Here is a 25,903-nt window from a genome sequence, read left to right as displayed (position 1 = left end):
TGCAATTCATCCACTTGGCGTTCCTTGCCCTCCTCCTCAAAAGATTTTGAACAGGCTCTAAGGGCTTTCCCGCGATCTTCAGATATGCCCCATACCGGGAACTACCTGCCCGCAGGCCAGGGAAACACCAAAGCGCGCCCCTACGGACAAGCCCCAGCCCCTCAATCGATCACACCATGACTTTCGCTAGTGCCGAGCAGTTCGGGCTGCTCCGGCCGGCGTTGCCGGCGGGTCAGCAGCGGATGCACGAACACGGCGGCGAGGATCACCGCCACGCCGGCGTAGAACCAGCCGTCCAGTTGGCGCTGCTCGCCGAGCAGGAGCATCGCCAGCACGATCGCGTAGACCGGCTCCAGGTTGGTCACCATCTGCGTGCCGAACGCGCTCATGTGGCGCAGCGCCACCAGTGCCAGCGCGAACGGCAGCAGGGTGCAGCCGAACGACAGCGCGAGCAGCAGCAGGGCGTCGTGCGCGCCGGGCAGGACGAAGGCGGCGCCGGCATGCGGCAGCAGCGGCGCCAGCAGGGTGAGGAAGACGGTGCCGGTGCCCAGCTCGATGCAGGTCACGGTCAGCGGGTCGCCATGGTCGGCCAGCCGCTTGTTGAGCGAGCCGAACAGCGCCACGAACAAGGCCGACAGCGTGCCGACCAGGATGCCCATGCGCATGCCGTGCGGCACGCCGCCCACCACCATCGCCACGCCGGGTACCACCGCGACGCCGACCAGCAGCTCGCGCGGGTCGAAGCGGCGCCGCGCGATCCACGGCTCCAGCAGTGCCAGGAACACCGGGCCCAGCGCGATGCAGGTGGCGCCCACCGAGGCGTTGGACAGCTTGATCGCGGCGTAGAAGGTGAGCCAGTGCAGCGACACCAGCACGCCGATGCCGGCGTACGCCCAGCGCAGCCGCGCCGGCATCGCGCGCAGCGTGCGCCACACTTTCGGCACCAGCAGCAGGGCGGCCACCACCAGCAGCATGCGCCACCACACCAGCGGCAGCGCGGGCAGGCTGATCAGCTTGCCGAGGATCGCGGTGAAACCCCACAGCAGCACGCAGAAGTGGATCTGGAGTCGGGCCTTGCTGACTGCTTGCATGGGGACGGTCGGAGGAGAGGGGGACGGCATTCTAACGCCCGGCACCTGCCGGTCCTCGCGTGCAAGGATGTCGAAAGGAGAGGCCCGGCTTGCGAAGGGACCAGGGGCGCTCGTCCCATGCGGGCAGGAAACGGAGGAGGGGCGGCCGGGTCCGATGACGCGGCGCGCTTTCCGTGGGAGCGGTTTCCGCCGCGACGCCCTCGGCCAGGCGGGCGGCAAGGATGCCGCGACGGAAGCCGCTCCTGCGGCCGGGAGCTACTTGCGAGGCTTCTTCCCGGCCGACGGCATCATCCGGCCGGAGCTGCGCAGTTGCTGCAGCACGGTGCGGCAGGTGTTCTCGCCGCCGTCGTCGTGGCTGGGCGAGACCAGGGCGAGCAGCGCGGCGGCGGGCGCGGCGACCACGCCGAGCGCCACCGCGCCAGCGCCGCGCGCCAGCAGCGGGCCGGCGTGCACGCCGACGCTGGGGTTCTTCAGCGTGCCCCTGACGTACAGCGGCGAGCGCAGCGAGAAGACCCGGAAGCCCTTGGTATGCGGCTTCACGTCGAGGTCGAGCTTCTCGTCGGCGAAGTTCACCGTGCCGTCCACGTTGATCACCGCGTCGTCGGTGTCGAACACGAACAGGCGCATGTCGAACAGGCCGTTCTTTGCGGTCATGTCGCTGGCCGCGCAGTTGATCTGCACCGTCTTGTCGCCGAACAGCTTGCCGATGACGATGTTGCCCACGTTGAGGCCGGCGGTTTCCAGCAGGTTCTTGCTGATCGCGCCGTCGTTCATCAGCAGCTTCAGCTCGCCGTTCGCGCTGCCGAGCAGGGCGGCGACGGAATTGCCCTGGGCGGTGAGGGCGGCGTCGCCGTTGATCTCGCCGAAGCTGGTCTGCATCGGCGCGAAGCTGGGGAACAACTGCTTGAGCTTGAGGTGGCGCGCGTCGAGCTTCATCACGCCGCGCATCGGCGTACGGCTGCCGTCGAGGGTGATGTTGCTGTGCACCTTGCCGCCGGCCAGGCCGAAGCCCAGCGGGTCGAGGTAGAGCGCGCCGTCGTTCATGACCAGGTGGGTGCTGAGCGAGTCGATCGGCAGCGACTCGCCGTGCACGATGCGCTCGCCGGTGAAGTTCACGTCCGCGTCCATCGCCTGCCAGCGCTCGGTGCGGAACGGCTCCACCGGCAGCACCTTGTCGGCCGGCTGCGGCGTGGCGTCGCCGCGCTGCTGCTTCTCGGCGCTGGAGTCGGCGCCGATCAGCGGGGCGAGGTCGGCGAAGCGCAGCAGCTTCGAGCGCAGGGTGCCGCTGAGCTTGGGGCGCGGGCCGGAGGTGTCGTAGTCGAGGCTGCCGGCCAGGTCGCTGCCGCCGACGCGGCCGCGGAAGTTGCGGTAGCTGTAGCGGCTGTTGCGGCCGCGCAGCTCGGCCTTGAGGTGGCCTTCGGTGGCGTAGGGCGGCGTGTCGGGCAGGGTGACGCCGGTGATCGCGTACAGCTTGGCCATGCTGGAGCCGGAGAACCACAGCCGCACGTCGAGCGCGCCCAGGTGCACCGGGTCGGTCAGCGTGCCGACCAGGGCGATGTGGCTGTCGCCGATGCGTACGTCGGCCTGCACCGGGAACGGCTCGTTCGCGCTCTGCAAGGCCAGCACGCCGCCGGTCTTGCCGCTGCCGTCGAGCGCGGTGCCCTTGTAGCTGCCCTTGGCGGTCCAGCCGAACTGGTAGACGGTGCCGCGGCGCGCCTGGCCGACGGTGTCGTCGGCATCCTTCGCCTTGGCGTCTGCCTGGGCCGCGCGGTCGAGCGCCTTGCGCGCATCGGCACCGGCGGACTTGCCGGCCTGCGCGCGCGCATCGGTGGACTGCTGGGCCACGATCTGGTCGTAGGGGATCGCGCCCTGCAACGGCGACACCAGCACCTGCAGCTTCACCGCGCTGGCCGCGTCGTCGAGCGAGATGGCGCCCTGGTCGAAGCCGACGGAGCCCAGTTCGAGCTTCCATGCGGAGGGTTCGCCGTTGTCGGGCAGGGTGAAATCCCAGGTCGCGCGCTGCTGCTTGTCGCGTTCGAGGTCGATCGTGGGATGCACCAGTTGCAGCGACGGCACCACGATGCGGTGGGCCAGCAGCGGCAGCGGCGACACGCGGAAGCGCAGCGCGTCGAGCCGGGCGAACTGCGGCTGGCCCGCCCAGGCCGGGTTGCCGATGGCGATCTGCCGCGCGGTGAACTCGGGCCACGGCACCAGCGCATGCAGCCAGCCGGCCGAGGCGTCGCGCCGCCAGGCCACGCTGAGGTCGCCGTTGATCGTGAACGGCCGCCCGATGGCCTGGCTCACCTTGTCGTTGATGACAGGCTTGAGGCGGTTCCAGTCGAACAGCGCGACCACCAGCACCAGCACCACGACCAGCGCGAGCAGCACGCCGATGGTCCACGTCAGCACCTTGCGGCTGCGCCTCATTGCATTCTCCCTTTGCATGGTCCATGCCTGGCCGCGGCTGGACGATGCAACGAGACATAGCGCGAACGGCGAAAAATTTTCGTGTGGGCCGGCCGTTCTGCTCAGACGGGATTCATGCGCTCACTCGTCCTCGTCGTCGTCCGCCCCGGCCTTCCAGTAGCCGGTGGCCTTCATCCATTCCTTCGGCACGCCGCGTTCCTGGGCGAGCCACAGGCGCATGGCGCGGGCGCGGCGCGATTCGGCGGCGATCCAGTAGAAGGTGTCGCCGTCGTGCCCGGGCAGGGCGCGCAGCGCCTGTTCGAGCAGGTCGCTGCGCTCGGCGGGGGCGCCATGGCGCGCGAGCCAGGCGACGTCGGCCCGGGCGCGCGTATCGAGCGGCTGACGGTCGGCCGCCTCGGGGATTTCCGCGAGCACCTCGACCCGTGCGTGCGCCGGCATTTCCTCCAGCCAGCGGCCGATCGCGGGCAGGGCGGTCTCGTCGCCCACCAGCACGTAGCGGTCGAAATCGTCGGCGACCACGAACGAGCCGCGCGGGCCGCCGGCGCCGATGCGCTGGCCGGGCGCCGCCTGGGCCGCCCAGGTCGAGGCGGGGCCGTCGCCGTGCAGCACGAAGTCCACGGTCAGCTCGCCGCGTGCGTCGTCGTAGCGGCGCGGGGTGTAGTCGCGCATCGGCGACGGCTCGCGGCCGGGTGGGTAGGCCAGCCCGGCCGGCCCCAGCGTGGGCGTCACGATCTCGCCGGAAGCGTTGGGGAAGAACAGTTTCACGTGGTCGTCCGGCGCGGCGCTGAGGAAGCCGCGCAGTTCGGCGCCGCCGAACACGACGCGTTGCATGTGCGGGGTCAGCCGCTCGACGCGCAGGACGTCGAGGGAACGGAACACCACGGTGTGGCGGAGCATGCGTGGGGCATGGAGGGTCATGGGCACTGTCTCCTTGGGGTCAGGATGCCGGCTAGTGGCCCGGAGCGCGGCGGGAGGCGCCGCAAGGACGGTGGCGATGGCGGGAAATCAGGAATGGATCGGGGTGAGCCGGTAGCCGAGGCGGCCGGCGACCCGTTGCAGCAATTGCAATGTGGGGGCGCAGTCGTCGCTTGCCATGGCTTCGGCGGGCGGTTGCGCTTCGGCCATGCCCAGCCGCTCCAGGTCGGAAAGGAACGCCTTCAGCCGGGCGATCATCGGCTGGATATCCTCGCCGGCCTGCGCATCCGCGGCCGGCATGGCGCATGGCTGCCAGTGCGTGCGGCCGTGCGGCCAGGCCAGTGCCTGCACCAGTCGGTGTCGTTCCAGCTCGCGCAGGAAGCGGTAGACCGTGCCTATCCGGGTGGCCGGATAGTGCCGCTGCGCGGCGGTGAGCAGGATCACCGCGTCGCCGGCGCCGTCCTGTTCGAGCAGGGCGGCGAGGATGGCCTGGCGCGGCGCGGTCAGCCGCAGGCCGCTGGCCCGGAAGCGGGCTTCCCACGCGGACCCCGGCACGGCGTCCATGTCAGTCGTCCCGCCTGCCGGCGGCGATCTCGCTGGCGGCGCGTTCGAGGATGTCGGCCACGCGCTGCGCCTCGGCCTTGCTCCAGTCGGCGCCGCGCATCAGCAAGGCATGCTTGAGCGCGTGCATCGCCTTGCGCACGGCCATCGGGGCGGCCATCTTCGCCGCCATGCGGGCGCTGTGCTCGGTGCGCGCGGTGACGGCCTCGACCTCCGCGCGGTTCTCGTCGAGGTAGGCGCGGCCGGCCTCGGTGATCGCGTACAGCTTGCGCCCGCCCTGTTCGTTCTCGACCTCGGCATAGCCCAGTTCCTCGAGCATGGTCAGGGTGGGGTAGATCGCGCCGGGGCTGGGAGAGTAGTGGCCGTGGAACATGTCCTCGATCATCCGGATCAGCTCGTAGCCGTGGCGCGGCTGCTGCTCGATCAGGGCCAGCAGCAGCAGCTTGAGGTCGCCGTGGCCGAACATGCGGCCGCCGCCGCGCCGGCCGCCGCCGCGCAAGCCGCTCCAGTCGGCGAAGAAATCGCCGCCGTGGCGGCCACCGAAGGGGCCGCGGCCGGCATGGCGCTCGTGGCGGTCGCCTTCGGGCCATTCGTCGCCGTGGCCGAAGCGGTGCCCGAAGTGGTGGTGGTCGCGATGGTGCTGCATGGCCTTACGGAACAGATGGTGCATGCGCATGGCAATGTTTCCGATATATCGTTAGAGTGTTTCTAAGATATATCGCAAGAATGTCTTTTGACAATGCGCCGGCCGCATGCGGCATCGCATGGCATGCTGGGCCGGCCAACGCACAGGAATCACGGATGCCTCGTCAGTACAGCATGGGTGGGCGCGCCGCCCCGGGTGGCCCGGGCATGGGCGGCGGGCGCCATGAGCCGCCGCCGAAGCAGAGCCTGCGCGAGCGCTTCGCCGCGCTGCGCAACCTGCCGCCGTTCCTCGGGAGCATCTGGCGGACCAGCCGCCTGCTCAGCGCGTCCACCATCGTGCTGCGCCTGCTGCGCGCGCTGCTGCCGGTGGCGACGCTGTACGTCGGCAAGCTGATCATCGACGAGGTGGTGCGCCTGCTGGCCGCGGGCGGCGCGCACGACGGCCTGGGCGAATGGCTGCGCAGCGGCGCGCTGGACCGCCTGTGGCTGCTGCTGGCGCTGGAGTTCGCGCTGGCGGTGGCCGCGGACATCCTCGGCCGGATCGTCTCGATGATCGACTCGCTGCTGGCCGAACTGTACGCCAACAGCACCAGCATCCGGCTGATGGAGCACGCCGCCACGCTGGACCTGGAGGATTTCGAGGACGCGGACCTGCAGGACAAGCTCGACCGCGCGCGCCGCCAGGTGGCCGGGCGCAGCTCGCTGCTGTCGCAACTGCTGGGGCAGGCGCAGGACATGGTCACCATCGCCAGCTTCGCGGTGGGGCTGGTGGTGTATGCGCCGTGGCTGATCGTGCTGCTGCTGGTGGCGCTGGTGCCGGCCTTCATCGGCGAGTTCCACTTCAACGCGCAGAGCTACGCGGTGAACTACGTGTGGACGCCGGAGCGGCGCGAGCTGGACTACCTGCGCCAGGTCGGCGCCAGCGCGCAGAACGCGAAGGAGGTCAAAAGCTTCGGCCTCAACGGTTTCCTGATCGAGCGCTACCGCGAGCTGTCGCAGTCGATCTACCGCGCCAACCGGCGCGTGGCCCTGCGCCGCGCCGGCTGGGGCGGGCTGTTCACCACCATCGGCACGGTCGGCTACTACGCCGCCTACGCGATCATCGCCTGGCGGACAGTGCGCGGCGACTTCAGCGTGGGCGACCTGACCTTCCTGTCGTCCTCGTTCCGCCGCCTGCGCACCCTGCTGGAGAACCTGCTGGTGGGCTTCTCGCAGGTGGCGGGGCAGGCGCTGTACCTGGACGACCTGTTCTCGTTCTTCCGGATCCAGCCGGAAATACTCTCGCCGCCCAACCCGCGGCCGTTCCCGCAGCCGATCCGCGAGGGCTTCGTGTTCGAGGACGTCGGCTTCCGCTATCCGGCCGCCGAGCGCTGGGCGGTGCGGCACCTCAGCTTCACCCTGCGCGCCGGCGAGGTGCTGGCGCTGGTCGGCGAGAACGGCGCGGGCAAGACCACCCTGGTGAAGCTGCTGTCGCGGCTGTACGACCCCGACGAGGGGCGCATCCTGCTGGACGGCCATCCGCTGGCCGAGTACGACCTGGAGGAACTGCGCCTCAACACCGGGGTGATCTTCCAGGACTTCGTGCGCTACTACCTCAGCGCTTCGGACAACATCGCGGTCGGGCACATCGACGCGCGCGGCGACCACCCGCGCATCGTCGACGCCGCCGGGCGCAGCATGGCCGACGAGGTGATCGGCCGGCTGCCGAAGGGCTACGGGCAGATGCTTGGCAAGCTGTTCAAGGACGGCGTGGACCTGTCCGGCGGCGAGTGGCAGAAGATCGCCATCGCCCGCGCCTACATGCGCGCCGCGCCGCTGCTGGTGCTCGACGAGCCGACCGCGGCGCTGGACGCGCGCTCGGAGTTCGAGGTGTTCCAGCGCTTCAAGGAGCTGTCGCGCGGCAAGACCGCGGTGATCATCTCGCACCGCTTCTCCACCGTACGCATGGCCGACCGCATCATCGTGCTGGACGGCGGCCGCATCGAGGAGGTCGGCAGCCACGAGCAGTTGATCGCCGCGGGCGGCCACTATGCGGAGCTGTTCGAACTGCAGGCGGCCGGCTACCGCTGAGCGCGACGGATGCCGGCCCCCTTGTGCGAACGATCCTCCCGCAAGGCCGCGGCGGCCGGGCCACCCGTCCGTATCCCGGATTCAGCCGTCGAGCACGGCGTCCAGCGTGATCGCGGCCTTCAGCACCTTCGACACCGGGCAGCCCTGCTTGGTCGCCTCGGCGATCTTGCCGAACGCCGCCGTGTCGGTGCCCGGCACCCTGGCGTGGCAGGTGAGGTGGATGGCAGTGATGGCGAAGCCGTCGCCGTCCTTGTCCAGCGACACCTCGGCCTTGGTCTCGATGCGTTCGGCGGTCAGCCCCGCTTGGCCCAGCCCCAGCGACAGCGCCATCGAGAAGCAGCCGGCGTGCGCGGCGCCCAGCAGTTCCTCCGGGTTGGTGCCCGGGCCGTCCTCGAAGCGGGCCTTGAAGCCGTAGGGCGCCTCGCGCAGCACGCCGGTTTCGGTGGAGATCGTGCCCTGGCCGTCTTTCAGGCCGCCGGTCCATACGGCGGATGCGGTTCGCTTGATCATGGCAGGCTCCGGCTGGAATGAACCGCCATCGTGGACGCAGCGCCATGCAGGGAACGCGAACGCCCGCGGCCGCGGGCTTCACGGGCGTTTTGCGGCATCGCCCCGTATGCTGCGCCATTGACCCGCATCGACCGAGGTTCGCCATGGCTTCCGACTTCCCCCACGAGATCCGCCACGACCGCCAGGCCGGCCGCTTCGAGACCACGGTGGACGGCTTCGCGTGCGAGCTCGACTACACCCGGGCCGGCGAAGTGATGACGATCACCCACACCGGGGTGCCCGACGCGGTCGGCGGGCGCGGCATCGCCTCGGCGCTGGTGGAGGCGGCGATGAAGGCGGCCCGCGCCGAGGGCTGGAAGGTGGTGCCGGCATGCTCCTATGCGCAGGCCTGGATGAAGCGCCACCCCGCCTACGACGACCTGAGGGCCTGAGGGCCTGTCCAGAGTCTCTCGGACTGGAATCCCCTCATGCTCCCCGCTCGTCATTCCTGCGAAGGCAGGAATCCAGTGACTTTCTTCTTCCCCCAAAACCTGGAGGCACTGGATCCCAGCTTGACCGGCCCTTGGCCGTTGAAAGCCGCTGGGATGACGCTTCGTAGGGGATGCCCGGGAAACTGGAATCCCCCATGCTCCCCGCTCGTCATTCCTGCGAAGGCAGGAATCCAGCGACTTTCTTCTCTCCCCAAAACCTGGAAGCAGTGGATCCCAGCTTGACCGGCCCTTCGGCCGTTGAAAGCCGCTGGGATGACGCCCCGTAGGGGATACCTGGGAGACTTTGAACGAGCAGGCTCTGAGGCGCGCGCGTGCGGCGGCTTCGGGCTAGGATGCAGCGGCCCGCTTGGGGCCTGCTGGAGAGACGACGTGCCGCATGCCGACGATCCGCCACCCGCCGCCGCACCGCCGCGCTGGCGCTGGCGGCCGCTGCACCACCTGCGTGCGCGGCCGCGGCTGAGCATCGCCGGCGGCCTGTTCCTGGCGATCGCGCTGGCGCTGGCCGGCAGCGGCATCGAGCCGGCCCACGCGGTGCTGCTCGGCTTCGACGCCGGGGCGCTGTTCTACCTGGGCGCGATTGCGCGTTTCTTCGGCCGCGCCACGCCCGAGCACATGCGCAGCCAGGCGCGCGCGATGGACACCGGGCGCTGGGGCGTGCTGTGGAGCGGATTGGTGCTCACCGCGGTGGTGCTGGTGGCGCTGGGCACCGAGCTGCGCGCGGACCAGGCCGGCGGCCTGGTCGCCCTGGTGGTGGCGGCGCTGACCCTGGTGCTGTCGTGGCTGTTCATCAACACGATGTTCGCCCAGCACTACGCGCACGGCTACTACGGGGATTTCGGCAAGCAGCACCAGGGGCTGGATTTCCCGAAGACGGACCAGCCGGACTACTGGGACTTCATGTACTTCGCGCTGGTGATCGGCATGTGCTTCCAGGTGTCCGATGTGCAGGTCACCAGCCGCACGCTGCGCCGCACGGTGCTGCTGCACAGCGTGATCGCGTTCTTCTTCAACGTGTTCATCATCGCCATCAGCGTGAACATCGTGGCGGGCAAGGGCTGAGCGAGGCCCGCCGCGCGGTCGGTCGCGGCGGTCAGTCGCGGAAGTTGTCGAACTGCAGCGGCAGTTCCACCTCGGCCTTGCGCAGCACGGCCATCGCCAGTTGCAGGTCGTCGCGCTTCTTGCCGGTGACGCGCAGCTTGTCGCCGTTGATCTGCGCCTCGACCTTGAGCTTGGCGGCCTTCAGCTCGGCCACCAGCTTCTTGGCGACGGGCTGCTCGATGCCCTGTTTCACGGTGATCTTCTGCCGCGCGCCGCCCAGGTTCACTTCCGGGTCGGCCACGTCGAGCGCGCGGATGTCGATCTTCCGGGTGGTCAGCCGGCCGCGCAGGATGTCCAGCATCTGCTGCAACTGGAACTCGCTGGGGGCGGTCTGGGTGATGGTGTCGCCGTCCAGCGCGTATTTCGCGTCCGCGCCCTTGAAGTCGAAGCGGTTGGCCAGTTCGCGGTTGGCCTGGTCGACGGCGTTGGTCAGCTCGTGCTTGTCGACTTCGGAGATCACGTCGAAGGAGGGCATGGCGGGGCTCGCTGCGGTGGGAGGGGGAAGTGTAAGCGATGCGTCTGGGCGATAATGCCGCGCTCCCGCACGAAGGCGCCGGCCGTGGTGAATGCTTGAAAGTGGATGTGCTGATCGTCGGCGCCGGCGCCGCCGGGCTGATGTGCGCGATCGCCGCCGGCCAGCGCGGCCGCCGCGTGTTGGTGGTGGACCATGCCAACAAGGCCGGCAAGAAGATCCTGATGTCCGGCGGCGGGCGCTGCAATTTCACCAACCTCGGCACGACACCGGCGAACTACCTGTCGGCCAACCCGCACTTCGCCAAGTCGGCGCTGGCGCGCTACACGCCGTGGGATTTCATCGCGCTGGTGGAGAAGCACCGCATCGCCTACCACGAGAAGGAACTGGGCCAGTTGTTCTGCGACGACTCCTCCAAGCAGATCGTGCGCATGTTGCTGGACGAATGCGCCGCGGCCGGCGCGCGGGTCGAGACCGGCTGCGGCGTGCGGCGCGTGCGCAAGACGGACGAGGGCTTCGGCGTGCTGACCGCGCAGGGCGAGGTGCATGCCGAGTCGCTGGTGGTCGCCAGCGGCGGGCTGTCGATTCCCAGCATGGGCGCCACCGGCTTCGGCTACGAGCTGGCGCGCCAGTTCGGCCACGCCGTGCTGCCGACGCGCGCCGCCCTGGTGCCGCTGACCTTGAGCGGCAAGCACCAGGAGCGCTACCAGGACCTGGCCGGTGTCGCCTTGCCGGTGGCCGAGGCGCGGGTGGGCAGGCGCGGTTTCCGCGCCGGCCTGCTGTTCACCCATCGCGGCCTCAGCGGGCCGTCGATCCTGCAGATTTCCTCGTACTGGCAGCCCGGCGACGACCTGCGCCTGGACCTGCTGCCCGAGACCGACGCCTCCGGCTGGTTGCGCGGGCAGCGTGCGGCGCGCCCCGCCGCGGAACTGAAGACCGTGCTGGCCGACGCCTTGCCCAAACGCCTCGCGCACCGGCTGTGCGAGCTGTGGTTCCAGAGCCGGCCGATGCGCCAGTACCGCGAGGCCGAGCTGGACGACATCGGCCGGCAACTGCACGACTGGCCCATCGTCGCCAGCGGCACCGAGGGCTACCGCACGGCCGAGGTGACCCTGGGCGGCGTCGATACCGACGGGCTCTCGTCCGGCACGATGCAGTCGAAGCTGGTGCCCGGCCTGTACTTCATCGGCGAAGTGGTGGACGTCACTGGCTGGCTGGGCGGCTACAACTTCCAGTGGGCGTGGGCGTCCGGGCAGGCGGCGGGCGCGGTGGCCTGAGGCCGCACGCGTTCGCGCGCCCTGAACGCGGCGCGTGCTCCACTTTGCCCCAGTCTTTCCAAGTGCGGCCGGGAAATCCTGTACCGGTCCATGGTCGATATCCGCGGCCTCGAAATCTTATGGGCCGCGGCCAGCCTCGTCGAGGACCGGATCGCGCTGCGTGCGGCCGCAGCCATTGATTCCATGGTCGCGCATGGGGCGTATCTGCCCTGCGATTTCCTGGGCCGCGTTTGGGCCGGGTCATCAACGAGGAGCCGCCGGGCGTGCCCCGCGCCGTCCACGGCGCCGGCAAGCTGCCGGTTACGCTTGAGCGAAAGCATGTTCAAGCTATATTTTGATATAAAACAATTGATTGATCGAATGTCTTGAGATTCTTTTGAGCAGGGTCGATATTCGAAAAGCTCGCTCGTCGTCCCTTTGAGAGGCGCCAATGGGGCGGGCTCAAGCCAGGAGAAAGACGATGCGAGTCATGGTGTTTGTCAAAGCCGCCGAAGTCGGCAACATGAGTGCTCCCACGCCCGAGGAGCTCGAGGCGTTCGCAGCGATGGACCGGTTCAACGAGGAGTTGGTGAAGGCCGGCGTCTTCGTTGCCGCCGCGGGCCTCAAGAACGGCGCCGAGGCCAGGCGGATCACCTTCGACGGCACCGAGTTCGCGATCGTCGACGGGCCGTTCGCCGAGAGCAAGGAACTGGTCGCCGGCTTCGAGATCTGGGAGGTCGGGGACATGGACGAGGCCCTGGCCTGGATGAAGCGCGCACCGATGACGGCGGGGAGCGTGATCGAAATCCTGCCGTTCTACGAAGCGGAGGATTTGGCCGAGTTCGTGACGCCCGAGGAGCTGGCGACGCCTCGCGACGGCGAACGCGGAAAGCTCGGCGTCGCTTGATACCGCCTGCGGCCATCGCCGACAAGGCGTTGCCGCCGCAGGCGGGGACGTACCGTACGATCGAAAAGGCATCGACGGGGATCGCCGGCGGCGGACCGCTCCGGACGACGGCGGCGCTACCCTTGCGCGATTACTTCGAGAGGACGTTTGCATGAAAGTGGGATTCATCGGCCTGGGCGTCATGGGCAGCGCGATGGCGAGCAACCTGCTCGCCGCAGGCCACGCGCTGACGGTGTGGAACCGCTCCGAGGCCGCCGCCGGGCCGCTGGTCTCGCTCGGCGCCAGGCTGGCGCGCAGCCCGGAGCGCGCCGTGCAGGGCGAGGCGGTGCACAGCATGCTGGCGAACGACCAGGCGGTGCGCGCGGTATTCCTGGACGGCGGCCTGCTCGACGCGATGGACCCGGGGACGGTGCACGTGAACCACGCCACGATCTCGGTGGCGCTGGCGAGGGAGCTGGCCGCGGAGCACGCGCGGCGCGGCCTGGGCTATGTCGCCGCGCCGGTGTTCGGCCGGCCGGACGTGGCCGCCGCGGCAAAGCTGAACATCCTCGTCGCGGGCAAGCCGGCCGACGTCGAGCGGGTACGCCCCCTGCTGGAGGCGATGGGCAGCAAGCTGTGGCCGCTGGGCGAGGCGCCGGAGTGCGCCAACGTGGTCAAGATCGCCGGCAACTTCATGCTGGTCACGGCCATCGAGAGCATGGCCGAAGCCGGCGCGCTGGCCCGCGCGCACGGCATCGGCGCGGCGGACTTCCTGGAGATCGTGACCGGCACCCTGTTCGCCGGGCCGGTCTACCAGGGCTACGGCAAGGCGATCGCCGAACAGCGTTTCTCGCCGCCGGGGTTCGCCCTGCCGCTGGGACTGAAGGACGTGAACCTGGCGCTGGACGCAGCCGAGGACGTGCACGTGCCGCTGCCGTTCGGCGGCGTCCTGCGCGACAGCCTGATCGAGGCGGTCGGCGCCGGCGGCGAATCGCTGGACCTTGCCGCGCTGGCGCTGGTGGCGGCGCGGCGCGCGCATCTGGACGACTGACGCTTGCCGGCGCCTTCACCCGGCCGGTGCACAATGGCGCGTGCGCGAACGTCCGCGCGACGAACGGCACCGCCGATGACCGCCGAATGGAAAACGCTGTACGAAGGCACCGTGGACGGGCGCAGGCTGGTCCTGCGCCGTTCCGGCGAAGGCAGCTACAAGCTGCTCACCGAGCAGAGCACGCACGACGAAGGCATCGCCTACCAGGACGGCGCCACCTATGTGCACGTGTCGCCGAGCGGCGCCGGCGAAGCGGTGGAAAGCGAGGTGACCAGCGGCGAGGGGCTGGCCGAGGCGCTGAAGGAACTGCACTTCACCCCGCTGGCGATCGCTACCGTGCTGGACGCGGCGGGCCTGCGCTGAGCTCTCAGCCGGCGATACGGCGGCGGCGCTGCAGCAGCCACGCATCGAGCTGGTTGGCGAAGGCCTGACGGTCGCGCGCATGGAAGGCGGACGGGCCGCCGGTATCGACGCCGGCCCCGCGCAGCTCGTCCATGAAATTGCGCATGGTGAGGCGCTGCGCGATGGTCTCGGGCGTGTACAGCTCGCCGCGCGGGTGGACCGCCAGCGCGCCTTTTTCGATCACCAGCGACGCCAGCGGGATGTCCTGGGTCACCACCAGGTCGCCGGCGGCGACGCGCTGCACGATCTCGTCGTCGGCCACGTCGAAGCCGCCGGGCACCTGCAGCGCGCGCACGAAGCGCGAGGGCGGCGTGCGCAGGTACTGGTTGGCCACCAGGGTCACCGCGACCTGCTCGCGTTCGGCGGCGCGGAACAGGATCTCCTTGATCGCCGCCGGGCAGGCGTCGGCATCCACCCAGATCTGCGGCGTGCCGTTCACGCGCCGTCCCAGTGCAGGCGGCCGTCGATCACCGTGTGGGTGCGCCCGCCGACCCAGATCGCCGCGCCGTCGATGTGCGCGACCAGGCGCGCGTCGTGGCCGATCTCGCGGCCCTGGCTCACCGCGTAGCCGCGCGCCAGCGTGCCGTGCGGTTCGGCGTGCGCGATGTAGGCAGCGATCAGGCCGTTGGCCGCGCCGGAGGCGGGGTCCTCGACGATGCCGACGCCGGCGGGGAAAGCGCGCACCACCAACTGGTAGTCCGCGCCGGCGGCGCGGGCGAACGCGCACAGTCCCATGCTGTCGCTGGCGCGGGCCAGCGCCCCGATCGCGGCGTGGTCGGGCTGCCAGGCGCGCAGGCCGGCCTCGTCGGCGCATTCGGCCAGCCACCAGCGGCGGCCGCCGTCGACCAGCGCCGGCGGCAGCGTGCCGAGGCCGATGCCGCCCAGCGCGGCGGCCAACTGCGGATGCGCGTCGGCGCCGGTGGCGACGACGCGCTCGCCCGGCGACTGCAGCAGCAGTTGCCGGTCCGTGCCGTCGCCTTCCACGCGGATCGGCAGCACACCGGCCCCGCACTCCTGCCACAGCAGGCCATCCACCGGCCGCGCCAGGCCGCATTCGAGCACCGCGTGCGCGCTGCCGATGCTGGGGTGGCCGGCGAACGGGATCTCCTTGTGCGGGGTGAAGATGCGCACCTTGTAGCTGGCCTTCGGATCGGCCGGCGGCAGCAGGAAGGTGGTTTCCACCAGGTCGGTCCAGCGCGCGAAGCGCTGCATCTGCGCGTCGCTCCAGCCGCGCGCGTCGGTGACCACGCCAAGGTGGTTGCCGCCGCCGCGTTTGGCGGCAAAGACGTCCAGGTGGAGATATCGGATCGGTTGCATGGGACTCGGTCGGCGGTGGGGGAGGGCCGCGTAAAGCGTCGCATCATAGCCATGCCTCGCCGCGATGGGCAGGGGTCAGCGTCCGTTGCGGCCGAAACCGAACAGCGCGTCGAGCCGGTGGCGTCTGCCCTGGATCGCCTCGCGCACCATCTCGCTGGCGATCATGCTGTAGGTGATGCCGTTGCCGCCGTAGGCCATCACGAACTGCACGCGCGGGTCGTGTTCCGGCGGCGTGCCGACGAAGGGCAGGCCGTCGGCGGTCTCGGCGAACGTGCCGGCCCAGGCGAAGGCCGGTGTACAGGCCGTATCCGGCGCGAGCTGCCGCAGCCGCGCCATCAGCCGCCGGACCTTGCGCGGCAGGGCCGCGTCGCGCTTGGCGGGCAGGTCGAGCCGGTCGTCCTCGCCGCCGATCAGCACGCGGCCGTCGTCGGTGCCGCGCAGATAGGCGTAGGGGCGCGCGGTCTCCCAGAGCAGGGTGCGGTCCAGCTTCAGCGGCAAGGCATCCACCGGTTCGGTGACCAGGGCGTAGCTGCTGTGGTTGGCGGCGACGCGATGCCGCAGCCAGCGCTGCGACTCGTAGCCGGCGGCCACCACCAGGTGCCGGCAGTGCACGCGGGCGCCGTCCGCGGTATCGATCACGATCGCCCCGGGCGTCGCCTGCCAGCCGGCGACCTCGGTATGGTCGTGCACGCGTATTCCGCGCGATCGCAGTTGCGCCAGCAGGATGCGGGTGCAGCGGTAGGGATCGATGCGCGCGGCCTGGGCGGTCCACAGCGCCATGGGCGCCTCGATGCCGTAGCGTTCGCGCAGGGCGCCGCCGTCCAGCGTCTCCACCGGCAGGCCGTGGCGGCGGCGCGCCGCGGACTCGCGCTTCATCGCCGCCACGTGGCGGGGCCTGCTGGCGAAGTACACGCTGTCGCAGCGGCGGAAACCGACCGGCTCGGGCAGGCTTGCGGCGAGTCCGGCAAGTGCGTCGATCGCTTCCGCGCAGGCCTGGTAGGCGAGTGCGGCAGGGTCGCCGTAGCGTTCGATCAGGTCGACCAGCGGAGTGTCGATCTCGTACTGCAGCAGGGCCGTGCTGGCGGCGGTGCTGCCCCAGCCGGCCTCGCGCCGGTCCAGCAGCATGACCTCGTGGCCGGCCTCGGCCAGGGCATGCGCCACCAGCGCGCCGCTGATGCCCGCCCCGATCACCGCGACCTCGCAGTGCGCATCGCCGGCCAGCGCCGGAAAGTCGCCGAGCAGGCCGTTGACCACGGTCCACCACGGATAGCCGCTCTTGATGTCCATCGGCGCAGCATGCGGAAGCCCGCCGTCAACGCCGCGTCACGGCCCGCCGGCGCGGCGGCAATCGACAAGCGCCGGTGCGCCCGCGAAGATGGACGACCGGACCACCGAGGAAAACCGCCCATGCTGATCACCCTGGCCATCGTCGCGATCACCTGCGTCGTGTCGCTCATCGCGCTCAACAACAGCCGCCTGATGAACGACCTGATCCTGTGGCCGCCGGCGATCCAGCGCCACCGCGAGTACCACCGGCTGGTGACCTACGGCCTGGTGCACGCGGATTTCGGGCACCTGCTGTTCAACATGCTCACGCTGTTCTTCTTCGGCCGGCTGATGGAGCAGTTCTACACGATGAAGCTGGGTACGCTCGGTTTCGTGCTGTTCTACATCGGCGGCCTGGTGGTCTCTATCCTGCCGACCTACCTGAAGAACCGCGCCAACCCGAACTACCACAGCCTGGGCGCTTCCGGCGCGGTGTCCGCCGTGCTGTTCTCGTTCATCCTGCTGCAGCCGTGGGCGCAGATCATCGTGCTGGTGGTGCCGATGCCGGCGATCGTCTACGCGGTGCTGTACGTGGGCTATTCGATCTACATGGACCGCAGCGGCCGGGACAACATCAACCATAGCGCGCACCTGTGGGGCGCGGCCTACGGCGTGGCCTTCACCCTGCTGGTCGAGCCGCGCGTGTTCGGCCATTTCCTCGCCGCCTTGTCGCAGCCGCATTTCGGTCGCTGAGGTGAACGCGGCGTGCGCGAAGGGCGCATGCAGCATGACAGTCGTGCGCCATCGCGCAATACTCGGGTCGTAGTCATTCCGACGATGCCGAAGTTCCGGGCCGCACAGGACGCCGGGGCGGGCAAGTCCGGTTTCGTCGATCACCGCAGGAGAACCGACGCATGGCAACGACCCGCAAGTCGCCCGCGAAAAAGTCCGCGGCAAAGAAGGCAAGCCCACGCAAGAGCGCATCGAAGAAGGCCGCCGTACGCAAGAAGCCGGCTGCGAAATCCGCGGCGAAGAAGACGGCAGCGAAGAAGACGGCGGTGAAGAAGACGGCGGTGAAGAAGGCCGCCGCACGCAAGGCCGCGCCGAAGGGGAAGGCGGCAAGCCGCAAGACGGCGGTCAAGAAAGCTGCGGTGAAGAAGTCCGCGGCGAAGAAAACCGCGGCGAAGAAGACGGCGGTCAAAAAAGCCGCGGCGCGCAAGGTATCGGCGGCCCGCAGGCCGGCGGCGAAGAAGGCGGTTGCCAGGAAGACTGCGGCGAAGAAGGCGGTGGCGAGGAAGGTCGCCACGGGAAAGACCGCCGCACGAAAGACCGCGACGAAGAAGGCCGCACCCCGGAAGGCAGCGGCGAAGAAGGGCGCGGCGCGCAAGCCGATCGCCAAGGCCGCCGCGCGCAAGGCGGCCGCGCCGGCGGCCAGGCCCGCGCCGGTGCGCAAGCCCGCCGCCAAGCCCGCCGCCGCCAAGCCGATCAGGCACATCAGCCCGGAGGAAGCCGTGGCGCACATCCAGGCCCTGCTGGAGGCGAAGCAGGAACGGGTGCGGCAGGGGCCGAACTGGCCGGGCGCCGAGCAGCAGGCGCATCCCGGCCCGGATGCGGAGCGGCATGTCCAGGCAGACAATCCTTCCGCCCCGGAGGCTGCGCGCATCCCGCCGCACGAGCGCGGCGGGCAGGACAAGCGCGGCCGGGACTGACGCTTGCGCGGCGGCCGCGCCAGGCCACATGGCTGAGGGGTAAACGCCCGCCGGATGCGGGCGGCGCGCTCAGTGGGCATTCAACGGCCCGTGACTAGCGTGCGAAGCGTCGCTCCCTCCGGAGGTGGGCCATGAAACGTCTGTTTGCGGGTCTCGCGCTGGCCGTGGGCGCCATGGCGCTGTCCGGCTGCTACTACGACCCGGGCTACAGCTACGTGCGCGGCGACGCCTATGGCGGCGATGCGTACTACGGCAGCGGCGGCACCGTGGTGTACGACGACGGCTACTCCCCCGGCTATTACGGCGGCTACTACGGCTACGCACCCGGCGTCAGCGTATGGTACGGCAGGTCGGGCTACCGCGACCGCTACTACTACCGCGACCGCTACTACCGCGGCGGCCGCGACCATTGGGGCGGCCGCGGCCACTGGAACGGCAACGATCATCGCGGCAGTTGGGGCCATGGCGGAAACAACCGCGGCGACGGCGGCCGTGGCGGCTGGCACGGCGGAGGCCACGGCAGCGGACGGAGCGGCGACCATCGCCATTGAGGCTTGAGGCACAATCGCGGCATGCCCGGACCGGTCGCCGCGATACGCACGTCGATACCAAGGCTCATCGCCCTCATGGCGATGGGCCTTGTGCTTTGCGGCTGCGGCAGCCTGCGCTACTACGCCCACGTGGCGCACGGGCAGGGCGAACTGGTGCTGCACCGGCGGTCGATCGCCCGGATGCTGCGCGACCCGTCCACCGACCCGAAGCTGGCGGCGCGCCTGGCGCTGTCGCAGGAGGCGCGCCGCTTCGCCTCGCGCCGGCTCGACCTGCCGGACAACCGCAGCTATACGCGCTACGTCGACCTGCACCGTCCCTACGTGGCGTGGAACGTATTCGCCACGCCGCGCTATTCGGTGGATGCCCTGCCGCAATGCTTCCCGATCGCCGGCTGCGTGGCCTACCGGGGCTACTTCGACCAGGCGCGCGCGCAGTCGGCCGCCGGCCGGCTGATAGCGGCGGGCGACGACGTATGGATCGGCCCGGTGCCGGCGTATTCCACCCTCGGCTGGTTCGCCGACCCGATCCTCTCCAGCATGCTGCGCTGGGACGACGACGAACTGGCCGGCACCATCTTCCACGAACTGGCGCACCAGCGGATCTACGTGAAGGGCGATACCGCCTTCAACGAGTCGTTCGCCAGCTTCGTGCAGGCAGAGGGGCTGCGCCAGTGGCGCAGCTCGCGCGGACTGCCGGCGCAGGACGACCGTAACCAGGCGATCGACGACGGCTTCACCGGGCTGGTGCTCGACCTGCGCGAGCGGCTGCGGACGCGCTACGCGCTCGGCGGCGGCGACGCGGCGCTGGCGGCGGCCAAGCAGGCCGAGATCGCCGCGTTCCGCGTGCGCTACGCGCAATGGCGCGACGCGCACTGGCCGGGCGAGCACCGCTACGACGCCTGGGTGGCCGCCCCGATCAACAATGCGCGGCTGCTGCCGTTCGGCCTCTACGACCGCTGGCTGCCGGCGTTCGCCGCGCTGTTCCGGCAGGCGGGACGGCGGTGGCCGGCGTTCTACGCGCAGGTGTGCGCGCTGGCGAAGCAACCGGCGGCACAGCGGGAGGCGCACCTGCAGGCGTTGCAGGACGACAAGGCAGTCGCGCGCTAGGGAAGGTCTGATCAATCGGTTCTTGCGCGTCATTCCTGTGCAAGCAGGAGGCGCTTTTCAACAGCCGAAGGGCTGGTCATCCAGTGCCTTTGCGTGCAATGGCTTGCGGGCACTGGATCCCAGGTTGACCGGCCCTGCGGCCGTTGAAAGCCGCTGGGACGACGAAAAAAACCAGAGCTTCCCGGCGCCCGCTCACGGCGAATGCCTGCGCCCGGCCATGTGCCGCAGGTAGGCCAGCAGCGCGTCGAGGTCCGCGTCGGACAGCGCCTGCTGCGTGGGGAAGCCCTGCATCTTCGCCTCCGGCCAGCGCCGCAGCGATTGCGGATCGCGGATGAAGGCGCGCAGCAGGTCCTCGCGCAGGTACTCGGTGGGGTTGTGCGGGATGTTGAGGTCCGGGCCGAGCCGTGCGTCGCCTTCGCCGTTGAGCGTATGGCAGGCGAAGCAGGTGCGCTGGAACACCGCGAAGCCGCGCCGTGCCGGGCTGTCCGCCGGCAGCGCGGGATCGGGCAGGATCGCCGGGAAGCGCACCGCCACGTTTTCGAGTTTGCGGATGGCGGCGAGCTGGTAAGGCCACTGCTCGGGCGAGATGCCGGCCGCCCCGGGCCGCGTCCACACCAGGTAGAACGGGCCCGCGCCGCCCTTGCCGCCGGCGAGAAGAGGCCAGGGCCGGGCCGGATCCTCGATCGCCAGCCAGGCTTCGCTGCCCTGCCGGTTCAGCAGCAGGCCGGCGGGGATCTCGGCGGCGAAGCCGTCGGCGGCGATGAACTGCAGGTGGTCGCCGGGGGCGACGCCGTCGAGCAGGGCGAGCACCGGCACCGCGCGGTAGCGCATGGCGCGGTGGAACGCGACGTCGTCCGGGATGTCGATGTCGCGCGCGTCGCGGCGCTGCAGCAGCTGTTCGCTGCGATAGGTCCTGACGCCGTGGCCGAGGTCGATGCGCAGTTCGGCCGCCATCGCTTGCGCGGAACCCAGCAACAGCAGGCAAAGGCAGGCCAGCAACGTTCTCATGGCGGTCTCCGGCAACGGAGCGCCAGTTTAAAGGGACGCGTCCGTCCTGTTCACGGGCGCGTCCGCCTCATCGTGTGGTGCGGGCGCGTGGCAGGGAAGCGCGAGCGCCTTGGTGCCTGTTCACGATCCTTCCGCCGATCCAACCGCCTCCTCGTCATTCCTGCGGCTTTCAACGGCCGCAGGGTCGGTCAAGCAGGAGGCGCTTTTCGACAGCCGAAGGGCTGGTCATCCAGTGGCTGTTTCTTCGAAAGCTCAACGACGCTGGATCCCAGCCTTCGCTGGGATGACGTTCACTGGAGATCGTGGACAGGCTCCTACGGCCCGCACTGGTGCGCTGGCGTGCCGTACCGGCAGCCCGGGAGGTGCGTTGCCGGAGTCAGCTTTCCTGCCAGGGGTCGTAGCTGCCGAAGTACCACAGGTGGCCTTCCGGGTCGCGGCAGCCATAGCCGGCTCCGCCGTATTCCTTCTCCGCGTACGGGTCGACGATCTCGGCGCCGGCGGCGCGGGCTCGCTCGTAGTGCGCTCTGCAATCGGCGACGGTCACGCACGCGCACTGCGTCTCGCGTCCGCCGACCTCGTCCGGCTGCGCGATGTGCTGGCCGAAGGCGTTGTCGCGCACCGAGCCGAGCATGACCATGCCGCCGCCGTAGGTGAGCTCGGCATGCGCGACGCCGCCCTGGCCGTCGTCGTACACGGCATGCTTCTCGAAGCCGAACGCCCGGCACAGCCAGTCGATGGCGGCATGGGCATCGCGGTAGCGCAGGCAGGGAATGATGCTGCTGCGGGTTTGCGGGGTGCTTTCGGTCATGGCTGGGCTCCTTGTGGGGTGCCCCGGATGCTAGATCATGGGCGTGGGCACATCTTGTAGATTTCGGCGGCTCAATCCAGTGGGAGGTGGTTGGGGTACGGCCCGCGCCGCGCCATGAATTCGCCCGGCGTCATGCCGGCGAACCGGCGGAATTCGTGGACGAGATGGGCCTGGTCGCAGTAGCCGCTGTCGGCGGCGATCCCTCCCCAGGCGATCCGCGCGCCGGTCCTGGCCTGCGCCACGACGGCGCGGAAGCGCATCAGCCGCGCGTAGCGCTTGGGACTGAAGCCGACCTGCTGGCGGAACAGCCGCCCCAGCCCGCGCTCGGAGATGCCGGCGTCGCGCGCGACGGCCGCCACGCGCGCCACCTGGGGCGCGCGGCCGAGCGCGTCGAGGGCGTGCTCCACCGCCGGCGCCAGCCGCGGCACGCGCAGCCGCCGACGCAGCCAGCTTTCCAGCAGGTCGAGCCGCCGCTGCGGCGCCCCGGTCTCCAGCAGCCGTTCGCGCAACTGCGCGGCGCGGCTGCCGAAGACGTCCGGCAGGTCGATGTCGCGCCCCGGCCAGGCGCCGATGTCGTCGCCGGTGAACGCGTGCAGACCGCCCGGGCGGAACACCACGCCCATCACCCGCACCTGCTCGGCCGTGTCGATGATCTGGCTGGACAGCGACGGCCCGCCGACCACGCTGCCGGAGGCGCGGGTGCAGCGGCGCGCCGCATCGTCGCTGTAGACGCGGGTCTCGTCCTCGTGGAGGTTGATGACCAGCGCCGAGCCGGGCGTGGGCAGCAGGCGCTCGTAGCGGTGCGCGGCCGGCGGCATGTCCCAGTCCCAGAGTTTCTCGACCAGCAGGTCGAGCGGCGGCGCGGGCCGGCGGTGGTCGAATCCCATGGCCGGGCCTAGGGCGCGCCGCCGTCCGGGGCCGGCAGCGGCATGGTGCGCACCACCATGTCCTGCGGCCGGCTCAGCGGCAGCTTCGCCTCGCGCAGGCGCTCGAGGAGGGCGAACAGCAGGTCGCTGCGCACGCCGCCGACGTCGCGCGGGCTGCTCACGTAGCCGGTGCAGGTGAAGTTCATCGCGGTCGGCTCGATGTTGTCCAGCAGCGTGCTGGGTTTGGGCGTAGCCAGGATCGCCGGGTGCTGCTCGAACACTTCCTGCACGATCTGCCGCACGCGGCTGGCGTCGGTGTCCAGCGGCATCGGCAGCCTGAACTGCACGCGCCCCTGCGCGTTCGCCAGCGTCACGTTGCGCACGTTCTGGGTGATCAGTTGCGAGTTCGGCACGATCATGGTGGAGCGGTCGCTCATCTGGATCTCGGTGGCGCGCACGTTGATCCGGCGGATGTCGCCTTCCACCCCGCTCAGGCTGACCCAGTCGCCGACCTTCACCGGGCGCTCGGCGAGCAGGATCAGGCCGGAAATGAAGTTCTGCACGATCGCCTGCAGGCCGAAGCCGATGCCGACCGACAGCGCGCTGGCGATCCAGGTGATGTTCTGCAGGCTCACCTGCAGGGTCGCCAGCGCCATCACGAACACCAGCACGCTGCCGATGTAGCCGAGCAGGGTGAGCATCGAGTTCTGCAGGCCCGGGTCGAGGCTGGTCTTGGGCAGCAGTTGCTCGCCGAGCCAGCGCTTGACCATGCGCACGGCGAGCAGGCCGAGCGCGAACACCAGCATGGCCTTGAGGATGTTGCCGGGCGCGAGCTTCAGCTCGCCGAGGGTCAGGCTGCCGAAGATGCCGCCCAGGCTGGAGAACAGGTCCTCCGGGCTGGCGCCGAAACGGCTGACGACGGTGGCGAGGGCGAGCAGCACGAACAGCGCGCGGGTGATCCCGGAGAGGACGGTGTGCAACTGGTCCAGCCGCGCAGGCGTCAGGTCGAACGCCTGCTGCAGCCGCTGGCCGTTGCGGCCGCGCGGCGACAGCAGCAGCTCGAAGCCGTCGTTTATCACGTGCATCAGCAGGTACAGCGAGCACACCACCACGCCGATCCACAAGGTGTTGACCGCGACGAAGAACGCCAGCGCGATGAAGCCGGCGGCCACGCCGATCCATGCCACCGCCGCCGCCAGCAGGGCGAGGCCGGTGACCAGGCCCACCCATACCGGCCGGCTCGGCGGCGGCTGGCCGGCGGCCGCCAGCTTCCGCCGCGCGTACCCGGCGCGCAGCAGGCCGATCCCGATCAGCCCGCTGATCACCAGCGCGATCGCGCCGCGGGTGGCGACCGTGGCCGGCAGGCTGGCGCCGATCGCGTGATTGATCAGTTCCAGCACGCCGAGCAGCAGCATCGCCGCCGCCAGCAGCCAGGGGTACGGCCGCAGCCGCTGCGCTTCGTCGTCGGTCAGGTTGGGCAGCCGCCAGCTCGGCCGGCGGCAGGACAGCAGGGCGCGGCCGAGGCCGGCGACATAGGCGCTGAGCGCGACCAGCAGGACGACCCGCTGCGCGAGCAGGGCCAGGTCGTCGTCGAGGATGCCGTTCCAGTTGATCGCCAGGTAGCCCAGTTGCGCCGCCATGCCGGTGCACAGGGCGGTGAGCAGGGTGATCGCCAGCGCCAGCGCGCTGCGCCGCAGGTGGCCGGCCGGCATGCGGTTGCGGGTGAGGTTGAGCAGGCCGCGTTCGAGCAGCCAGCGCACCACGCCGAGCAACAGCACGGCGCAGGCCAGGCAGGCCAGCAGCGGCGTGCGGTTGGGTGGCTGCCAGGCCTGCCGCACGACATCGTGCAGGTCGTCGCCGAGGCCGCGCAGGCGGCGCATGTCGGCCGGCAGGCTGCGCATCGGATCGACCCAGAACGCGCGGCTGAACGGCGTCGCGGTACGCGAGGCCAGCCGCGCCTGGAATTCGTTGCGGCGCTGGTCGGCCAGTTGCGCGGCGATCTGCAGCGATTCCTCGGCCAGCAGTTGCGCCTGCTTCACCTGGGCGTCGAGGCTGGCCTTCTGGCGATCGAGTTGGCGGCGCTGCGCGCTCACCTCGGCCGCTTCGGGCGGCGCGCCTTTTTCCGGCGCCGGGCCGAGCACGTCGAGCTTGGCCTGCAGGCTCTGCTGCTGCGGGCCGAGCCCGGCCGCCAGCTGCAGGGCCTGGTCGCGCATGTCGAAGGCCTGGCTGCGCAATTCGGCCAGGGGCAGGTTGGCGTCCCTGTCGCCGAGCGACTTCTTGATCGCGTCGAGCTGGCCGCGCACCTGGTCGAGCGTCTGCTGCGGCGACTGCACAGCGGCGGGCGTGTCCGGCGCCGGGGCATCCTGGGCGGGCAGGCGTGACGTGCCGGCGAAAACCAGCAGGGCGGACAGGATCAGGCGGGGCAGGGCGCGCATCCGGGCATGATCGGAGCGTCGCCGGCAGCGGTCAATCGCGGAACGCGGCCCGCGCGGTTGCCCTTGACGGGGTGTTCAGGTGCCGGCGTCCAGGCTGCCGCGATGGACAAACCGATCATCGATCCTGCCCTGGCGCCGCCATGGGACGGCGACGTCGCCAGGGCGCGGGCCCTGCAGCTCGAACTGGCCGGGCGGGTGCGGCTGTTCGACGACTTCCCGCCGCTGCGGCGCATCGCCGGGGTGGACGTGGGCTTCGAGGACGACGGCGCGACCACCCGCGCGGCGGCGGTCCTGCTCGACGCGCAGAGCCTGCAGCCGCTGGCCGACGTGGTCGCCCGCGTGCCCACGCGCATGCCCTACATCCCGGGCCTGCTGTCGTTCCGCGAACTGCCGGCGGTGCTGCAGGCGCTGGCGGAACTGCCGCAGGTGCCCGACCTGGTCTTCGTCGACGGCCAGGGCGTGGCGCATCCGCGCGGCCTCGGCATCGCCGCCCACCTCGGCGTGATCACCGGCCTGCCGACCATCGGGGTGGCCAAGAAGATCCTCGTGGGCACGCATGCCGAAGTCGGTCCGCGGCGGGGAGACCGCACCGACCTGCTTCACCGCGGCCAGCGGATCGGCACCGTGCTGCGCAGCAAGGAGCGGGTGAAGCCGCTGATCGTGTCGCCCGGCCATCGTGTCGGCCAGGACAGCGCGCCCGTGCTGGTGCTGGCCTGCTGCACGCGCTACCGGCTGCCGGAGCCGACCCGGCTGGCGGACCGGATCGCGTCGCGGCGCGACCGCCACCGAGCCCACGCCGACGAGCCGTCGCTGTTCCCCGCAGACTGAGAGCTTGTTCAACTTCTCCCAGGTATTCCCTACGAAGCGTCATCCCGGCGGCTTTCAACGGCCGAGGAGCGGGTCAAGCTGGGATCCAGTGCCTCTAGGTTTTGGGGAAGAGAAAGTCGCTGGATGACCAGCT

28 protein-coding genes are annotated in these 25,903 nt (G+C 70.4%); 13 read left to right on the top strand and 15 right to left on the bottom strand.

What is annotated here, in order from left to right:
- Positions 1–161 precede the first annotated feature (161 nt).
- The 5 genes from ASG87_RS12440 to ASG87_RS12420 form a co-directional block, all read right to left on the bottom strand.
- Entirely contained in the window at positions 162–1,091 is a 930-nt protein-coding gene (locus ASG87_RS12440) for a DMT family transporter (RefSeq protein WP_056005458.1), read from the bottom strand.
- Between the two features lie 255 nt (positions 1,092–1,346).
- The gene (locus ASG87_RS12435; RefSeq protein WP_056005454.1) at positions 1,347–3,518 is read right to left on the bottom strand and encodes an AsmA family protein; all 2,172 of its coding nucleotides are present in this window, start codon (positions 3,516–3,518) and stop codon (positions 1,347–1,349) included.
- Positions 3,519–3,638: 120 nt separating this feature from the next.
- Positions 3,639–4,436 carry a siderophore-interacting protein gene (locus ASG87_RS12430; RefSeq protein ID WP_056005451.1) on the bottom strand — a complete coding sequence of 266 codons (798 nt, stop codon included), beginning with the start codon at positions 4,434–4,436 and terminating at the stop codon, positions 3,639–3,641.
- Positions 4,437–4,523: 87 nt separating this feature from the next.
- Positions 4,524–4,997 (bottom strand): transcriptional repressor, encoded by a 474-nt coding sequence (locus ASG87_RS12425; protein WP_056005448.1) that lies wholly within the window; start codon positions 4,995–4,997, stop codon positions 4,524–4,526.
- Between the two features lies 1 nt (position 4,998).
- Positions 4,999–5,670 (bottom strand): PadR family transcriptional regulator, encoded by a 672-nt coding sequence (locus ASG87_RS12420; RefSeq protein WP_056005445.1) that lies wholly within the window; start codon positions 5,668–5,670, stop codon positions 4,999–5,001.
- A 176-nt stretch (positions 5,671–5,846) separates the two neighbouring features.
- Here ASG87_RS12420 and ASG87_RS12415 point away from each other — a divergent pair, with 176 nt between their 5' ends.
- Positions 5,847–7,709, top strand: coding sequence for an ABC transporter ATP-binding protein (locus ASG87_RS12415; protein WP_056005442.1), 1,863 nt, complete (start codon positions 5,847–5,849; stop codon positions 7,707–7,709).
- An 81-nt stretch (positions 7,710–7,790) separates the two neighbouring features.
- Here ASG87_RS12415 and ASG87_RS12410 read toward each other — a convergent pair whose 3' ends face one another.
- Positions 7,791–8,219, bottom strand: coding sequence for an OsmC family protein (locus ASG87_RS12410; RefSeq protein WP_157511068.1), 429 nt, complete (start codon positions 8,217–8,219; stop codon positions 7,791–7,793).
- Positions 8,220–8,362: 143 nt separating this feature from the next.
- Here ASG87_RS12410 and ASG87_RS12405 point away from each other — a divergent pair, with 143 nt between their 5' ends.
- A complete protein-coding gene (locus ASG87_RS12405) occupies positions 8,363–8,650 on the top strand; it encodes a GNAT family N-acetyltransferase (RefSeq protein WP_056005439.1) in 288 nt (95 codons plus the stop codon).
- A gap of 429 nt (positions 8,651–9,079) precedes the next feature.
- Positions 9,080–9,769: a DUF1345 domain-containing protein gene (locus ASG87_RS12400; RefSeq protein ID WP_056005436.1), complete on the top strand. Its 690-nt coding sequence runs from the start codon at positions 9,080–9,082 to the stop codon at positions 9,767–9,769.
- Between the two features lie 31 nt (positions 9,770–9,800).
- Here ASG87_RS12400 and ASG87_RS12395 read toward each other — a convergent pair whose 3' ends face one another.
- Positions 9,801–10,283 carry a YajQ family cyclic di-GMP-binding protein gene (locus ASG87_RS12395; RefSeq protein ID WP_056005433.1) on the bottom strand — a complete coding sequence of 161 codons (483 nt, stop codon included), beginning with the start codon at positions 10,281–10,283 and terminating at the stop codon, positions 9,801–9,803.
- Between the two features lie 95 nt (positions 10,284–10,378).
- On the opposite strand from ASG87_RS12395, the gene ASG87_RS12390 reads away from it, so the two are divergent.
- The 5 genes from ASG87_RS12390 to ASG87_RS12375 all read left to right on the top strand — a co-directional run bounded on the left by ASG87_RS12390 (position 10,379) and on the right by ASG87_RS12375 (position 13,836).
- Complete coding sequence (locus ASG87_RS12390) at positions 10,379–11,557, top strand: NAD(P)/FAD-dependent oxidoreductase (RefSeq protein WP_235499642.1); 1,179 nt, start codon at positions 10,379–10,381, stop codon at positions 11,555–11,557.
- Positions 11,558–11,647: 90 nt separating this feature from the next.
- Entirely contained in the window at positions 11,648–11,926 is a 279-nt protein-coding gene (locus ASG87_RS20190) for a hypothetical protein (RefSeq protein WP_157511067.1), read from the top strand.
- 91 nt (positions 11,927–12,017) lie between these two features.
- Positions 12,018–12,443, top strand: coding sequence for a YciI family protein (locus tag ASG87_RS12385; protein ID WP_056005428.1), 426 nt, complete (start codon positions 12,018–12,020; stop codon positions 12,441–12,443).
- Between the two features lie 151 nt (positions 12,444–12,594).
- Positions 12,595–13,473, top strand: coding sequence for an NAD(P)-dependent oxidoreductase (locus ASG87_RS12380; protein WP_056005425.1), 879 nt, complete (start codon positions 12,595–12,597; stop codon positions 13,471–13,473).
- 75 nt (positions 13,474–13,548) lie between these two features.
- The gene (locus ASG87_RS12375; RefSeq protein ID WP_056005422.1) at positions 13,549–13,836 is read left to right on the top strand and encodes a hypothetical protein; all 288 of its coding nucleotides are present in this window, start codon (positions 13,549–13,551) and stop codon (positions 13,834–13,836) included.
- A 4-nt stretch (positions 13,837–13,840) separates the two neighbouring features.
- Here ASG87_RS12375 and ASG87_RS12370 read toward each other — a convergent pair whose 3' ends face one another.
- The 3 genes from ASG87_RS12370 to ASG87_RS12360 all read right to left on the bottom strand — a co-directional run bounded on the left by ASG87_RS12370 (position 13,841) and on the right by ASG87_RS12360 (position 16,479).
- On the bottom strand, positions 13,841–14,314 hold the full coding sequence (locus ASG87_RS12370) for a YaiI/YqxD family protein (protein ID WP_056005420.1): 474 nt from the start codon (positions 14,312–14,314) through the stop codon (positions 13,841–13,843).
- On the bottom strand, positions 14,311–15,192 hold the full coding sequence (locus tag ASG87_RS12365) for a PhzF family phenazine biosynthesis protein (RefSeq protein WP_056005417.1): 882 nt from the start codon (positions 15,190–15,192) through the stop codon (positions 14,311–14,313). Before ASG87_RS12365 ends, ASG87_RS12370 begins: the two co-directional genes overlap by 4 nt.
- Positions 15,193–15,267: 75 nt before the next feature.
- The gene (locus tag ASG87_RS12360) at positions 15,268–16,479 is read right to left on the bottom strand and encodes an FAD-dependent oxidoreductase (RefSeq protein WP_056005414.1); all 1,212 of its coding nucleotides are present in this window, start codon (positions 16,477–16,479) and stop codon (positions 15,268–15,270) included.
- Between the two features lie 120 nt (positions 16,480–16,599).
- Between ASG87_RS12360 and ASG87_RS12355 the strand changes: the two genes are divergently transcribed.
- Positions 16,600–17,211 carry a rhomboid family intramembrane serine protease gene (locus ASG87_RS12355; RefSeq protein ID WP_056005411.1) on the top strand — a complete coding sequence of 204 codons (612 nt, stop codon included), beginning with the start codon at positions 16,600–16,602 and terminating at the stop codon, positions 17,209–17,211.
- A gap of 73 nt (positions 17,212–17,284) precedes the next feature.
- On the opposite strand, the gene ASG87_RS20980 is transcribed toward ASG87_RS12355, so the two are convergent.
- The gene (locus ASG87_RS20980) at positions 17,285–17,980 is read right to left on the bottom strand and encodes a hypothetical protein (protein WP_235499641.1); all 696 of its coding nucleotides are present in this window, start codon (positions 17,978–17,980) and stop codon (positions 17,285–17,287) included.
- Between ASG87_RS20980 and ASG87_RS20975 the strand changes: the two genes are divergently transcribed.
- From ASG87_RS20975 to ASG87_RS12335, 3 genes are all read left to right on the top strand, one after another.
- A complete protein-coding gene (locus tag ASG87_RS20975) occupies positions 17,970–18,167 on the top strand; it encodes a hypothetical protein (protein WP_235499640.1) in 198 nt (65 codons plus the stop codon). The two genes, ASG87_RS20980 and ASG87_RS20975, sit on opposite strands and share 11 nt — an antisense overlap.
- A 131-nt stretch (positions 18,168–18,298) precedes the next feature.
- Complete coding sequence (locus ASG87_RS12340; RefSeq protein WP_157511065.1) at positions 18,299–18,718, top strand: hypothetical protein; 420 nt, start codon at positions 18,299–18,301, stop codon at positions 18,716–18,718.
- Positions 18,719–18,799: 81 nt separating this feature from the next.
- Positions 18,800–19,825: an aminopeptidase gene (locus tag ASG87_RS12335; protein WP_082582987.1), complete on the top strand. Its 1,026-nt coding sequence runs from the start codon at positions 18,800–18,802 to the stop codon at positions 19,823–19,825.
- Positions 19,826–20,017: 192 nt separating this feature from the next.
- On the opposite strand, the gene ASG87_RS12330 is transcribed toward ASG87_RS12335, so the two are convergent.
- The 4 genes from ASG87_RS12330 to ASG87_RS12315 form a co-directional block, all read right to left on the bottom strand.
- Positions 20,018–20,833: a cytochrome c gene (locus ASG87_RS12330; protein ID WP_056005399.1), complete on the bottom strand. Its 816-nt coding sequence runs from the start codon at positions 20,831–20,833 to the stop codon at positions 20,018–20,020.
- Between the two features lie 376 nt (positions 20,834–21,209).
- Positions 21,210–21,641: a VOC family protein gene (locus tag ASG87_RS12325; RefSeq protein WP_056005396.1), complete on the bottom strand. Its 432-nt coding sequence runs from the start codon at positions 21,639–21,641 to the stop codon at positions 21,210–21,212.
- A 71-nt stretch (positions 21,642–21,712) separates the two neighbouring features.
- Entirely contained in the window at positions 21,713–22,528 is an 816-nt protein-coding gene (locus tag ASG87_RS12320) for a helix-turn-helix domain-containing protein (RefSeq protein ID WP_056005393.1), read from the bottom strand.
- 8 nt (positions 22,529–22,536) lie between these two features.
- Entirely contained in the window at positions 22,537–24,942 is a 2,406-nt protein-coding gene (locus tag ASG87_RS12315) for a DUF3772 domain-containing protein (protein ID WP_056005390.1), read from the bottom strand.
- A gap of 102 nt (positions 24,943–25,044) precedes the next feature.
- Between ASG87_RS12315 and nfi the strand changes: the two genes are divergently transcribed.
- Positions 25,045–25,770 carry a deoxyribonuclease V gene (gene nfi, locus ASG87_RS12310; RefSeq protein ID WP_056005386.1) on the top strand — a complete coding sequence of 242 codons (726 nt, stop codon included), beginning with the start codon at positions 25,045–25,047 and terminating at the stop codon, positions 25,768–25,770.
- Positions 25,771–25,903 lie beyond the last annotated feature (133 nt).

Source organism: Frateuria sp. Soil773, assembly GCF_001428405.1.
Classification (GTDB): domain Bacteria; phylum Pseudomonadota; class Gammaproteobacteria; order Xanthomonadales; family Rhodanobacteraceae; genus LMSL01.
Note: the sequence above shows the minus strand (reverse complement) of the source record. Positions and strands in the feature narration are given on the sequence as shown.